11 protein-coding genes are annotated in these 13,506 nt (G+C 50.6%); 10 read left to right on the top strand and 1 reads right to left on the bottom strand.

All coding sequences use genetic code 11. The annotated features are described in order from the left end of the window. Nucleotides 1-51: 51 nt before the first annotated feature. From PCH02S_RS10830 to PCH02S_RS10785, 10 genes are all read left to right on the top strand, one after another. Nucleotides 52-948: a carbohydrate ABC transporter permease gene (locus tag PCH02S_RS10830; protein WP_127452823.1), complete on the top strand. Its 897-nt coding sequence runs from the start codon at nucleotides 52-54 to the stop codon at nucleotides 946-948. A gap of 77 nt (nucleotides 949-1,025) precedes the next feature. Further along, nucleotides 1,026-1,856 carry a carbohydrate ABC transporter permease gene (locus PCH02S_RS10825; protein ID WP_174806770.1) on the top strand — a complete coding sequence of 277 codons (831 nt, stop codon included), beginning with the start codon at nucleotides 1,026-1,028 and terminating at the stop codon, nucleotides 1,854-1,856. Between the two features lie 96 nt (nucleotides 1,857-1,952). Then, complete coding sequence (locus PCH02S_RS10820; RefSeq protein WP_127452819.1) at nucleotides 1,953-4,061, top strand: heparinase II/III domain-containing protein; 2,109 nt, start codon at nucleotides 1,953-1,955, stop codon at nucleotides 4,059-4,061. A gap of 71 nt (nucleotides 4,062-4,132) precedes the next feature. Next, on the top strand, nucleotides 4,133-6,553 hold the full coding sequence (locus PCH02S_RS10815) for a hypothetical protein (RefSeq protein ID WP_127452817.1): 2,421 nt from the start codon (nucleotides 4,133-4,135) through the stop codon (nucleotides 6,551-6,553). Nucleotides 6,554-6,866: 313 nt separating this feature from the next. After that, nucleotides 6,867-7,709 (top strand): ABC transporter ATP-binding protein, encoded by an 843-nt coding sequence (locus tag PCH02S_RS10810; protein WP_127452815.1) that lies wholly within the window; start codon nucleotides 6,867-6,869, stop codon nucleotides 7,707-7,709. Nucleotides 7,710-7,922: 213 nt separating this feature from the next. Next, nucleotides 7,923-8,600 (top strand): L-serine ammonia-lyase, iron-sulfur-dependent subunit beta, encoded by a 678-nt coding sequence (gene sdaAB, locus PCH02S_RS10805; RefSeq protein ID WP_127453194.1) that lies wholly within the window; start codon nucleotides 7,923-7,925, stop codon nucleotides 8,598-8,600. A 1-nt stretch (nucleotide 8,601) separates the two neighbouring features. Next, a complete protein-coding gene (gene sdaAA, locus PCH02S_RS10800) occupies nucleotides 8,602-9,486 on the top strand; it encodes an L-serine ammonia-lyase, iron-sulfur-dependent, subunit alpha (protein ID WP_127452813.1) in 885 nt (294 codons plus the stop codon). Nucleotides 9,487-9,843: 357 nt separating this feature from the next. Continuing rightward, nucleotides 9,844-10,626 (top strand): C40 family peptidase, encoded by a 783-nt coding sequence (locus PCH02S_RS10795; protein WP_127452811.1) that lies wholly within the window; start codon nucleotides 9,844-9,846, stop codon nucleotides 10,624-10,626. A gap of 114 nt (nucleotides 10,627-10,740) precedes the next feature. Next, nucleotides 10,741-12,801, top strand: a complete 2,061-nt coding sequence (locus PCH02S_RS10790) for a molybdopterin-containing oxidoreductase family protein (protein WP_127452809.1) — start codon at nucleotides 10,741-10,743, stop codon at nucleotides 12,799-12,801. Between the two features lie 56 nt (nucleotides 12,802-12,857). Next, a complete protein-coding gene (locus PCH02S_RS10785) occupies nucleotides 12,858-13,100 on the top strand; it encodes a hypothetical protein (protein ID WP_127452807.1) in 243 nt (80 codons plus the stop codon). Between the two features lie 5 nt (nucleotides 13,101-13,105). Here the strand turns inward: PCH02S_RS10785 and PCH02S_RS35705 are convergent, their stop codons facing one another. Further along, entirely contained in the window at nucleotides 13,106-13,252 is a 147-nt protein-coding gene (locus tag PCH02S_RS35705) for a hypothetical protein (protein ID WP_164819517.1), read from the bottom strand. Between the last annotated feature and the right edge of the window lie 254 nt (nucleotides 13,253-13,506).

Below are 13,506 nucleotides of genomic sequence, written 5' to 3'. Positions count from 1 at the left end.
GACAAGCTCCACTCTCGCTCTCTAATGACAGATGTAACAGGAGGAAAAGGGATGAACCGGACTCGCCAGATCGGGTTTTCATATTTGTTTTTATTTCCGAGCTTTCTGCTGACCATGGTGCTGGGCGTCTATCCGATTGCTTGGGCAATCCGTTATATGTTTTATGATTACAAAGGTTTCGGCGGTGCTACGTTTGTTGGCTTGGACAATTTCAGAAGGCTATTTCAAGATGCGGAGTATTGGCATTCTGTCATCAATACATTCCTTTATGCAGGCGGTAAGCTGATTATTACGCTGCCTTTATGTTTGGTTCTAGCGGTTATTCTTAATTCAAAGCTTCGAGGACGCAACTGGCTCAGAGCCATTTATTTTATGCCGACAATTATTAGCTCTGCCGTCATGGCGGTCGTGTTCTTCATTATTTTCAACTCCTATAACGGGATCTTGAATCAATATTTGCTGAAGTTTCACATTATCTCTGAAAGAATCGACTGGCTGGGGCCTAAACACGCCTTGTTGACGACGATCATTATCGCCGTGTGGGGAGCTGTGGGCAACTATATGCTGCTGTTTCTGGCCGGTCTTCAAAATATTCCAAGCGATGTCTATGAAAGCTCGTCGCTGGACGGCGCGAATAAGTGGCAGCAATTCTGGTACTTGACCATTCCAATGTTAGGGCCTGTGCTGCAAATCGTGATCATGCTGGCGATTATCAACTCGCTGAAAGGGTATGAAAGCATCATGGTACTGACGGAGGGCGGTCCAGTTGGCAGGACAGAAGTTATGTATTTGTACGTATACAAACTCTTTTTCCCAACCCCTTCCGGGTCTGTTACGGATCAACAGTTCGGCTACGGCAGCGCGGTCGGTTTCGTGACGGCTGTCATTGTAGGTCTCATTACACTCGCTTATCATGCGATGTCTAGGCGTCTGAACAAACTTCAATAAGGGAGGATGCAGTCATTATGGGAGTTACGGAAACGGTATCTCAGCTTCAAATCAAGAAACAATCCCGATCTTCTTCAATGGGAAAACTAAGCGGCTCCGTGCTGCTGTGGATCTTTTTGCTGGTCACTGCTATTCTGATTGCTTTTCCAGTCATCGTGACTTTTTTAGGTTCATTCATGTCTAATATGGAGATTACAAAAGGGGGAACCATCATCCCGTCCTCCTGGCACATCGAGAACTATAAGGAAGCTTGGGTGCAGGCTAATTTCGCCCGGTTTACGTGGAATTCTTTATTCTTGAGCGGAATGACGACGATTGGGACGCTGATTGTCGCGTCGATGGCGGCCTACGTCGTGAATCGGATGAAGTTTCCAGGCAAAGCGCTTTTCGTCGGCATACAAGCCTCAACGATGTTCATTTCGATCGGCGCAGTCGTCATTCGGCCGCAATTTGAGCTCATGGTCAAACTGCATCTGAATACGAGCTTATGGGGAGTCGTACTCATTCTCGTAAGCGGGCATGCGTATATTTTCTTTATCCTGCTTAGCTTTCTACAGGGTATTTCCCGGGAGTTAGATGAAGCCGCCCGGATTGATGGCTGCTCCAGCGGCGGCATTTTCTGGCGAATTATTTTGCCATTGATGCGTCCTGGGTTGGGTGTAGGGGCTTTATTTACTTTTTGCGGAGCTTGGAATGAGTATTTACGGCCGCTTGTATTCACAATGACGAATCCCAAACTACAAACGTTGACCGTGGGATTGTCATATCTCCGATATGGGGCATCCGCTGCGGTGCAAACCCACTATATGCTGGCAGGAGCATGTCTTTCAATTCTCCCTTTGCTGGTTGTTTATATGGTGGCGAATAAATCCTTTATGCAAATGACGGCAGGGTCGCTAAAAGGATAGTGGGAGAAGGATATGGAAGAAGATAGGCAGCCACCTGCTTATGATATGCCATACGAGCACTGAGCACATTTGCTGTTAGGCTGGGGAGGAACAAACATGGATATGAAACGGCTGGAGCGGCTCCGCAGGAATGCGGAACAGCCGGAGTTTCGTGAAGCGCTTGCGCTCCTTCGGAAAGAAGCGGAAGAAGCATCACGCATTACGTACACGATTCGAGCTAACGAACATGGACAGTGGACCCATTATTACTACTGTCATGAGGACGGGACCGAGTTAAGCTTTCAGTGGGATCTCCCGTTCAGCCATCGCTGTCCGACCTGCGGCAAGGAGCGAACCGGGGAACCTTTTGATTCCGCATGGACATCGATAGCTCATACGCAAATAGGACACGCTGTCTACCACATTGCGTTATTAACCTTGATCGAACCGGATGCGAAGCGCATCGACAGGGTGAAGTCGTATCTCATGGCCTATGCCAACTACTATGACACGTATCGGACACATGGCGACATCCCGTACAATGGCCCTGGCAAATTGTTTGCCCAAACGCTGGATGAGGCGCATTGGATCATTGATCTTGCCATGGGTTTTGATGCCATTAAGGAGCATTTGGCTCCGGAAGAAGAGGCGCACATTCGAAGTGGCTTGCTCGATCCATGCGCCCGTTTTCTTATCCAGCACAAGGAGAAGCAGATTCATAATCATTCGGTGCTGATCACCTCGGCTATTGCATCCATCGGGCTGCTGCTTGGCGATGACGAGATTATTCGCGAGGGGCTTGAGGGAGAGTTCGGCCTCCTGGATCAAATTGCGCGTGGTATTTTTGAGGATGGATTATGGTATGAAGGCAATGTCCACTATCATTTCTATGCTTTTCAATCGCTGCTGCACTATGCCCTTATGGCAGAAGGAACGAAGTGGGACATGTGGGCAAACAAAGCGTTGAAGGCGATGTTTGACTTTCCTTTGCATGCTGCTCTTCCAAGCGGCGATATGCCGACGTTGAATGACGCGCGCTTGGGTCATAACATAGGAACATATACACGCTATTACGAAATAGCGCTCGATATTTATGGCGATGAGATTTACCGCTCGCTGCTGAATACGGCGTACGGCACAGCATGGGCGGATAAGCAGTTTATAGAGGTTAAGACGGTAAGCAGAGACTCCGTGTATGCTTTGATGTTTGGGCGGAATCTGGAGCCGTCGGAGGGGAAACACTTATCCTTGTCCTTGTGGGACACTGCGCACAGGACGCGATCTCTACCTGCGAGCGGCTTAACGAAATTGGCTAACTGTGCCGGGTGGCAAGCGATCATCAAGCACAGCCGTTTCGGGGGGGAGCATGATCACATGGACCGGCTCGGGTTATCGGCTGTCTGCGGCGGCGTCCCCTTATTCATAGACCCGGGAACTACGGCGTATGGCATTCCGGCGCACTATGGATGGTTCAAACACACCTATTCGCACAATACGGTGAGCATTGAAGGGGCGGATCAGCCTCCTCGTGACGGAAAATTCATTCAACTCTCCGAGCAGCCGTGGGGCGCTTGGGTGGAGACGGCCGTGGATTGGCTTGCGGATGATTTTTATATGAAAGATCGCATTATTTTGCCGCCAGAGCTTAGTCCGTGGGACACGGAAGCTTACAAAGGGGTACAAATCAGGCGGATTAACGTGCTGGCCGAGGATCACCTGCTGGATATCGTTAGCGTGACTGTGCAGGAGCGCCGTGAGTTGCATTTGAACACACACTTCAGCGGTAAGTTGGTCAAAGACGCAGCTGCATCTTGGGCGCCTACGGACGAGCGTCTCGGCATGTTGGACCAGAAATGGCTGAAGGACAAGCAGCGTTTGCTTGCCGGCGAGCGCTCTTTCACCTATCAAATGCGCACAGGGTCGCTGAAGCAGCTGACCTGGTGTTCAAAGTCAGCGGATATTTTCTCGGCATTAACGCCGGATAATCCGCCTAATGGAAACCGAACCACTTTGATTCAAAAAGTGGATGTGGAAAACAACGTCCTGTTCATACAGGCGCTGATCTATGACCCTGATAAAGATTGTGCCACGCGCTCCATCGCACCGGCTAAACTCGTCGTGAACGAGCTGGGAGCCGATCGTTATCTGATCGAAATGCTGAAACCGGAAGGATCGCTTTCGTATGCGGTGGATCTCAGCAGGGCTGCAGCTGAATTAAGACGCTAATGATCGGCCTTATCCGGTTCGGTCCTCCTGGAAAATACAGCCCTGACTGCAGGGCAAAGGTGTGAACATAAATGAATAATCGATTGTCATTTCTTAGTTTTTGGTCCATTAATGACACTTTGGATCTGAATACGCTCAAAAAGCAGCTCGACGAGCTGCGACTCGCAGGTTTGGAGGGCGTAATCTTTCACCCGCGGTTTTATCCGAACGTTCCCGTTTATATGAGCAAGGACTATTTGGAGATTGTATCTGGCTTGATTCTCTATGCCAAAGCGACAGGGATGATGTTCTGGATTTATGATGAAAATGGTTGGCCCTCCGGCACAGCTAGCGGCGAAGTTATGAAGAGACACCCCGATGCCACATGCAAGTGGGTGGAATGGGTATCGACACCGGATCATGGGGACCGAATCGAGTTATGCTCCAAACAGGCGGTCTCCTCGCTGGATCCTGTAACGACCCAAATGTTCCTCGACATAACTTATGAGGGGTACCGCCAAGGTCTTTCGCCTGAAGCGTTCGAATATGTAACGGGATTTTTCTCGGACGAAGTTGCGTTTCTGGATGGTCACGGCATTACGGTCAAAACCGGCGCTATTCCGTGGGACGATCGATTGCCGCAACAGTACGAAAAGCGGTATGGCGAAGCATTGCTGCCGCGGTTACCGCTGTTATTCACCGAAGGCGAAGGTCATGAAGACTTTCGTGTACGATACTGGGAACTTCTGACGGATGCGATTGTGGAAGGTTTCTATCAGCCTGTTGCAGCATGGTGCGAAACATACGGTAAAAAATTCACGGCTCACTTAAAAGCGGAAGAAAGCCCGTTCTTTCAGCTCTCCTACAGCGGCTCAGGGTTCCAGGTGTTAAAAAGGGTAGAAACACCTGCGATTGATGCGCTGGAGCGCAATCCAGGCAACAATTTCTACCCGCGCATCGCGCATTCCGTTGCTATGCAGCAAGGACGGAGCGGTTCACTCGTGGAAGCTATGGGCGGAAGCGGCTGGGGCGTAAGCCCCGAGTCCTTCACGAACTATTGCCTGTGGCTGGCTAGTCACGGTATCGAGCAGTTCGTGTTTCATTTGAACCAGCTGAAGCTGAATACGAAAGCTGTACAAGACTGGCCGCCTTCGATGCCAAGCCATGTGACGTGGAAGGACGCTTTCCCGGCGTTGTTAGCATCCATTAAGGCACAGGCTGCGCTGCTTCCGGATTTGAAAGCCGAGCCGGATGTTCTGATTGTAACGCCGACTCGGGGCATTATGGCAGCTTTCGACCCTAAGGACAGCATGCAGATGAACGAGCATGACGGTTCCAATATCCCGGCTTCCGCTGCCGGGGTGATCAACGAGAAGCTGCTGGCGCTTGTAGAAGCTTGCTACGCAGCTGGTTTGCACTATGAACTAACCGAGGAGCGGGTCATCGAGGAGGACGGTCTAATCGAGAGTGGTTTCTTACGTATCGGAAAACGTGACTATAGCTGTGTACTCGTGGCCGACGGGTGCAGATGGAAGGAAGCGGGCATGTTGGATAAGCTTCGTGCAGCAGGCATCAACGTGTGCGAAACGCAGGATTGGCAGCTGGTGCTTGCCGAGAAAATACGAGCTGAGTCAAGCGAAGGCCCCCCTACAGCAGCCGGGGCGGATGTTGAACAAACGAAGTGGTCCATACAGTCACCGGATACCAACCAATTTTACGTTGAGTTTCAACCAGGACATGAAGGGAAGCTTGGAGCGCAGATATCGCTAGAGAATCCCGCATCTATAGGAGGTTTAACTTTCGTATTGCTCGATCTGGTGGAGGAAGTTCGGATAAACGGAGAGCCGTTTCCTCTGCATTTTAAAAATGGCGGTGTTGAAGTTCTTATTCCCGGTGACCGGGTTGGATTAAACCGATTACTGTCCATCGAAGTAACGCCTATCCTTGGAGGAGAAGCGTGTCCGATTGCTTTTCTGCGTGGCCGGTTTGCCGTTATGAGCAAGTTCCCTCTGCGTGAGAAGGATGAGCGGCAGTGGATGGCAGACGGACCGTTCGACTTAGTCCCGGTGCCAGCTGTTATTGATGCGGCTAACTTGATTTCCGCAGGTTTTCCATTCATGGGGGAGCCTGTCATCGCGAAGAAGATTGTCTCACTGCACGCGGATCAACAAGGGAAATATACCGGCTTACAACTTACGGATGTTCAAGGCGATGCTGCACAGATTAGGCTAGCTTGCAAGGAGTTAGGCTGGTGCTGGGGGCCGCAATGGGCAGTGAGTTTGCCCGAAGAACTTGCGGCAGGTTCACATGAACTGGAAGTGGCGTTGTACCCGAGTACGTTTAATACGTATGGTCCCCATCGTCATTATGAAGGTGATCGTTACTTGACCAGCCCTGATCAATATGCAGGGATCAAAAATTTCGCCGATCACCCTAATGCCCCAGAACAAACGAGGGTTCAGCATGCGCATTTCGTCAAATGGGGAATCGCTGGGGATATTCAATTTGTGTAACGTTTGCTGGCGTGACTAGGGTGGACAGTCGATTTAGGAATTGCAGGGCTTTCTCAGATGATGACCTGGGAAAGTCTTTTTTTGTGCTGAAAAATGGGATTCACCGAATAGTGAAGGAGACGTCCATTCACGGAATGGATGAAATTGGCGCTTGCATATTGAATTTTGTTGAAAATGATTCTCAAAATCATTGACATTGGTTTTCATCAACTATACACTAAATAAATAAAGTTTGGATTCTACTGACCTCACATACCTAGATGAATATATACAATTTCGTTTGATCATATAGCCAAGGAAGGATTGATGACCGATGCACGCCATCGAGGCCCAACATTTAACGTTAACTTATGGAGATAACAGTATCTATGAAGATTTGGATATTGCGATACCTAAGGGGAAGATCACCGTATTTATCGGCAGCAATGGTTGCGGTAAATCAACGTTACTTCGTTCGTTGGCCAGGTTGCTGAAGCCTACCAATGGCAGCATTTTGTTAGACGGGCAAGCCATCGCCAAGCTTCCGACGAAGGAAATTGCGAAGCGTTTGTCCATTCTGCCGCAAGGGCCGGTTGCTCCGGAAGGATTAACGGTGCTCCAACTCGTCAAGCAAGGGAGATATCCCTACCAGACCTGGTTGCAGCAGTGGTCCGCAGAAGATGAAGAGATGGTGACGAAAGCGCTGAAAGCTACGAATATGCAGCAATATGCGGATCGTACGGTGGATTCTTTATCAGGTGGACAGCGACAACGAGCATGGATTGCCATGACGTTGGCACAGGGAACGGATACGATTTTACTCGACGAGCCGACCACTTATCTGGATATGTCACACCAAGTTGAAGTGCTTGACTTGTTATTTGAATTGAATGTCGAGCAGCAGCGCAGCATCGTCATGGTTCTGCATGACATTAATCTGGCTTGTCGCTATGCGCATCACATCGTGGCTATTCATAACAAGAAGATTGCCATCCAAGGGAAGCCGGAAGATATTATTACCGAGGATACGATTCGTACCGTGTTTAACATGGATTGCCAAATTATTGAGGATCCGCTGTTTGGTACGCCGCTTTGCATCCCATTCGGCAAGGGCAGGAAAGTTAATGAGCAGGAGCAAGTCTCCAGCAACCTGGCAAAAGCTGCATTGGTTGTTTAAGCCTCTACATAAGTATTCAAAGTCTCTATTGAACGCTTTTGCGTGGATAGAGGCTTTTCTTGTTGCACTCACACTCACAATCGCCGTCACCGTAGAATGAGACCGGAGCATTTTGGGAAAATAAGGACAAGATATTAGACCTTGTCATTCGCAGAAGCACTTCATACAATAGTAGTATAAAGCTTTAACTTCTTAGGATTGGAGAACTGCATGATGCGTTTTAAAGATGTGTTTTCCATCATCGGACCTTCCATGATAGGTCCTTCCAGCTCCCATACAGCGGGAGCCGTCCGTCTAGGGCGTGTCGTCAGGCAGCTGCTCGGTGAGCAGCCAACGAAAGCTGAAATAACCTTATACGGGTCTTTTGCGGATACATACCGGGGGCATGGTACCGACTTGGCGCTGATTGGCGGCTTGCTCGATTTTGAAACGGATGATCCACGGATTCCGGAGGCGGCCGAAGAGGCGGAAGCCCGGGGCGTGGAGATTGCTTTCCTCACAAGTAAAGATAAGGCCGATCATCCGAATACGGTCAAATTTACGATTTCCTCCGGGAGCAAAGAAGTGAGTATGATTGGGGCATCCATCGGTGGGGGGAACGTTGAAATTGTAAATGTGAATCAATTCGATGTGAAATTTACCGCGGTATACCCTACGTTAATTATTTCTCATCACGACCGACCGGGGATGATTGCAGACATTACCACCTTGCTGGGACGTAACCAGATTAATATCGGATTCATGGATTTGGATCGGAAAGGCAGGGACCGAGAGGCGATGACCGTCATTGAAACTGACGTCTCCGTTCCGGATGCCCTGATTGAGGAGCTCAGCTCCTTAAGCATGATATTTGATATCAAAAGAGTGGATCTCGCAGAAAGAGGCGAATAACTTGAGATTCCGAACATTAAAACAACTCACTGAAGTATGTGCTGTAGAAGGAATGACGATTGCGGAAGTCATGCTGGCCGATCAAAGCCAAGAATCGGGCAAGACGCCGGAATACGTGTTTGAAAAAATGAGGGCTTACTATCAAATTATGAAAGAAGCCGTGGCGAAGGGGTTGACGGAAGATACAACCTCCCGCAGCGGATTGACAGGCAAGGACGCTCAGCGTGTTGCCAGCTATATGACGACGACAGAAGCTTCCCTCGGTGAGGAAGCTTGCAAGGCAATGGCGTACGCGTTAGCCGTGTCCGAAGTGAATGCTTCCATGGGACGCATTATTGCTACGCCAACGGCCGGCTCTTGCGGGATTATCCCCGGAGTTTTCATCAGCAGCCAGCAGCGGTTCGGCTGGGATGATGATCACATGGTACGGGGATTGCTGAGTGCGGGCGCGATTGGTTATGTCATCGCGAACAACTCTTTTGTTTCTGGCGCGGAAGGCGGCTGCCAGGCTGAGGTCGGCTCCGCGATCGGCATGGCCGCGGGAGCGCTTGTTGAGCTTCGCGGCGGTACGCCTGAGCAGGCGATGCATGCGGTGGGACTAGCGCTGAAGAACACGCTAGGGCTCATCTGCGACCCAGTCGGCGGACTGGTCGAGATTCCGTGCATCGTCCGCAACGGCTTCGGTGCAGTGAATGCCATGGCAGCGGCCGATATGGCGCTGGCGGGCGTCCGTTCCGTCATCCCCTCCGACGAAGTCGTGCAGGTGATGTACGAGGTGGGCACCGCGATGCCCGAGAAGCATCGCGAGACGGCCAAAGGCGGCCTGGCTCAGACGCCGACAGGGCGGCAAATTATGAAAGAGCTTAATTTGGGCAAAAAGCGATAGAAGTAAGGTCCGCAGGGAGGATGATTCCTGCGGGCTTTTTTATTATGGAGGCTGTTAGGCTCCATCGAGCGGGCTCTCCGGTCCGTTCAGGCTGTATTTTATACAACCATTTGTACCGAATCTCAAGCCTGGAGTCAGCCCCATTGTACTTTATGCAACCATTTAGCCGCGAAAGCTGCCGTTTCAGCACAAACCAAGCATTTTCATTGCATTTTGTACAGTGGAGTGGCTCGGTTTCCCTACAAACCGTCTTTAATGTTGCACAAAATACAACGTACGGCAGCCTTCATCCGCACCCCAGTTTATTCTACCGAAAATTTGGCATCCTAACAGGATCACATGCCAAGGAGTTTGAACATGCGCATATTTGCAATAAGCATCGTGTTAGCCTCCGCGCTCACACTTACACTTACCGGGTGCTCTCACCCATCAAGGATTAAGCAGCTGGGCACGGGGGACCAGGTGCAACTGACGTCCGAACGGGAGACGGATAACCGGATGTCGGACTGGAATCTGACCAGCAGCGATGCGGAGTTATACATCGGGGATTTGGGTGTAGAGCAGCTCTATGCCCCTGCCTCTGCCTCGAATCGAGTAAAAAGCCTGGCTGCAGAGAATAAGAAGCAGGCGCTTCTGCCAAACGGCTTTCCTTTGATCCAGGCTTTTCCCAGTCCGGGCATCGTCCCGAAAAAAGGAGGTTACGTCGAGAACGTAATCGAGACGGCCAAAAGCTACCTCGGAACCCCCTATGTGTATGGGTCGGACCGGCTGGACCCGCAATCTTTTGACTGCTCGGATTTCACACGCTGGGTATATTTGACTGCGCTAGGGATGGATTTGCCCTGGGATGCGAAAAATCAGGCTGCTTATGTGGAAGCCCTATCCAAACGAAAATACACCGACCTCAAGCAGGCAAAACGCGGGGATTTGCTGTTCTTTACGAATTTCATGGGCAATCGCCCTTCCGATTATGCCAATCTCGACCCTTCACAGAAGCCGATCAGCCATATGGGCATTTATTTAGGGGATGGGAAAATCATTCATTCCGCTTCCAAAAAAACAGGCGGCGTGCGGATTGACCATATGTTTTTTAAGCATCTGCAATATCGTTTTGTTCTAGGAGGCTCAGTCCTTGACTAAGCGTAGTGCCCCACTAAGCCGTGTAGTGGGGCATTTTCACGCGCCATTGTTTCCCTTCCTCTTAATTCGTTATATAGTAAAGAAGTTGAAGTGACGGAAAGGAGTGAATAGCAGATGCACTCGTCGATGATTGAGCAGGAGAATGGCATTTTTCCAGCCGTATGCTCACTGGATTGTCCAGATCAATGCGGATTGCTGCTTCATAAGGAAGCCGGCAAGATCGTTAAAATAGAAGGAGACCCCAACCACCCGGTGACACAAGGGGCAATTTGCAATAAAGTTCGCAACATGACGGCACGTCTTTATGATGATAAAAGGCTGCAGTACCCAATGAAGCGCGTCGGTCCAAAAGGGGAGGGGAGCCGCTTTGAACGCATATCCTGGGAAGAAGCGATCGCAACCATCACGACCCGCTGGAAAAAGCTGATTGCCGAGGAAGGCGCCGAGTCCATTCTGCCATACAGCTTTTACGGCAATATGGGGCGGATTGGGACCGAGGGGATGGATCGCCGGTTTTTTAACCGGATGGGTGCAAGCCGTTTGCTGTACTCGATTTGCGAAGCCGCAGGAACAGAGGGCTATAAATATACGATGGGCGGCAGTTTTGGAACCGATCCGGAGGATACGGTGCACGCCAAACTCATCATTATGTGGGGAATCAATGCCGTGAGCACGAATATGCATCAGGTGATGCTGGCTGAGAAAGCCCGCAAAAACGGTGCGCAAATCGTCGTCATTGACGCTCACCGAAACCAAACAGGCCGTTGGGCGGATTGGTTTATCCCGATTATGCCGGGAACGGATGCCGCATTGGCACTGGGAATTATGCATATATTGTTCGCCGAAGATAGCGTGGATGAAGCTTTTTTGCGGCAATATACCGTTGGCCATGAGGAGCTGAGGGAGCATGTTCGGCAATATGAGCCTTCTGTGGTATCTGCAATAACAGGGGTCCCTGTCGAAGACCTCTATCGCTTAGCCCGGCTGTACGGTCAGACGTCGCCTTCTTTTATTCGTATTGGCAACGGGATTCAGCATCACGATAACGGCGGAATGTGTGTGAGGACCATTGCCTGCTTGCCGGCATTAACGGGGCAGTGGCTGCAGCGTGGAGGCGGTGCTATAAAAGGAAACGGCGCCTATTTGGAGCACAACATTCCCGCCCTACAGCGGCCTGATCTGCGGGTAAAAGAGGCGCGGCAAATTAATATGAATTTGCTTGGAAGCGCGTTGCTGGAGCTGGATCTGCCAATTCGCTCGCTGTATGTCTACAATTCCAATCCAGCGTTAGTTGCCCCGCATGCCAATAAAGTGAGAGAGGGGCTTCAGCGAGACGATTTGTTTACGGTTGTGCATGATCTGTTTCTGACCGAGACGGCGAAATACGCCGATATCGTGCTCCCGGCAACCTCATCTTTTGAGAATACGGACTTTTATCGCTCCTATTGGCATCATTACGTGCATCTTCAACTCCCTGTCACTCGGCCATATGGCGAGAGCAAAGCGAATGTCGATGTGTTTCGTCTGCTTGCAGCGGAGATGGGCTATGAGGATGAGGCTTTGCAGGATAGCGATGCAGATTTGGTACGCCAGGCTCTGGATCATCCCGGAAATCCGGCGTTAGCGAATATTACCTATGAGAACCTGCTGGAGAACCAGTTCATGAAAGCGGAAGTGAAGCCGCTGTTTCCAGGAGAGTTACGGACGCCGAGCGGTAAAATCGAACTGTTCTCCCGTGAGATGGCGGAGAAGGGTTATCCGGCTTTGCCGACGTACATTCCGCTTCCTGATGATGGGGATTTGCCGTTCCTGTTTATCCCTGCGCCGAATCATAACTTTCTGAACTCGACGTTTGCTCATAATGAAAAGCATGTCCGCATGGAAAAAACGCCGAAGCTGCATATGAATGAAGCGGATGCCGCCTCTTTGGGGGTTGCGAGCGGCGAAATGGTTCGCGTATGGAATGCTCGCGGTGAATGTGAGCTAACCGTAGCTGCGGGCTCGGATGTGCTGCCAGGTGTCGTCGTGAGCCAAGGCCTCTGGGCGGATTCGTCCGCTTCCGGGAATGGCAGCAAAGCCTTGGTTAACGCGCTTACGCCAGATCGTGTGGCGGACATGGGCGGAGGGGCAACCTTTTTCTCCGGTCGTGTGCGTGTGGAAAAGCTTAGGAAGTGAACTGGCTGAACGCATGGGCACATTCCCGCATAAAGTAATGCAGGAGGTGATGGCCTATGTCATTACAGCAAAAAGCATATGCTTGGATAGGCAGTCCAGTAGGTGTATCCCTAATGGACGGTACCGGTACTTCAGGAATATTGTGCAGTGTGCAAGGCGGGGCGATTTACCTGATCGAATACTTATACCATACGCAATTTGCTACGAAGCATTATGCCTTCAGCCAAATTCGGGATATCTACCCTTTCCCGCAATGCCCGCAGCCGCAATTGCTGTACCAAGCGAAGCCGATGTATTAATGGATCTAGAAGCCGACCCCGTGGGGTCGGTTTTTAGCCGCGCCGGAAGATGACTGCCTCGCATCAAGTAACCAAGCCACATCGAATGCCCGCCTTGCACCAAGTGACCATATCGCTCTGTATGACTGCCTCGCAACAAGTAACCAAGCCACATCGAATGCCCGCCTTGCACCAAGTGACTATTTCGCTCTATATGATTGCCTCGCAACATGTAACCAAGCCACATCGAATGCCCGCCTTGCACCAAGTGACCATATCGCTCTACACAACCGCCTCACACCAAGTAGTCAATCCTCGTCGCATCACTGCTTTGCGCCACTGCACCTCGATCCCATGTCTATGCTGCATTTTATACAACATAGATTAGCTTTAAACCCTATCACGCCAACCTTCATTGCACAATGTA

Origin of the sequence: Paenibacillus chondroitinus NBRC 15376, assembly GCF_004000765.1 — a bacterium.
GTDB lineage: Bacteria > Bacillota > Bacilli > Paenibacillales > NBRC-103111 > Paenibacillus_E > Paenibacillus_E chondroitinus.
Note: the sequence above shows the minus strand (reverse complement) of the source record. Positions and strands in the feature narration are given on the sequence as shown.

Coding starts and splice junctions, on each gene's coding strand:
- PCH02S_RS10830 (WP_127452823.1), top strand. CDS start 52: ATGAACCGGACTCGCCAGATCGGGTTTTCATATTTGTTTTTATTTCCG.
- PCH02S_RS10825 (WP_174806770.1), top strand. CDS start 1,026: ATGGGAAAACTAAGCGGCTCCGTGCTGCTGTGGATCTTTTTGCTGGTC.
- PCH02S_RS10820 (WP_127452819.1), top strand. CDS start 1,953: ATGGATATGAAACGGCTGGAGCGGCTCCGCAGGAATGCGGAACAGCCG.
- PCH02S_RS10815 (WP_127452817.1), top strand. CDS start 4,133: ATGAATAATCGATTGTCATTTCTTAGTTTTTGGTCCATTAATGACACT.
- PCH02S_RS10810 (WP_127452815.1), top strand. CDS start 6,867: ATGCACGCCATCGAGGCCCAACATTTAACGTTAACTTATGGAGATAAC.
- sdaAB (WP_127453194.1), top strand. CDS start 7,923: ATGCGTTTTAAAGATGTGTTTTCCATCATCGGACCTTCCATGATAGGT.
- PCH02S_RS10795 (WP_127452811.1), top strand. CDS start 9,844: ATGCGCATATTTGCAATAAGCATCGTGTTAGCCTCCGCGCTCACACTT.
- PCH02S_RS10790 (WP_127452809.1), top strand. CDS start 10,741: ATGCACTCGTCGATGATTGAGCAGGAGAATGGCATTTTTCCAGCCGTA.
- PCH02S_RS10785 (WP_127452807.1), top strand. CDS start 12,858: ATGTCATTACAGCAAAAAGCATATGCTTGGATAGGCAGTCCAGTAGGT.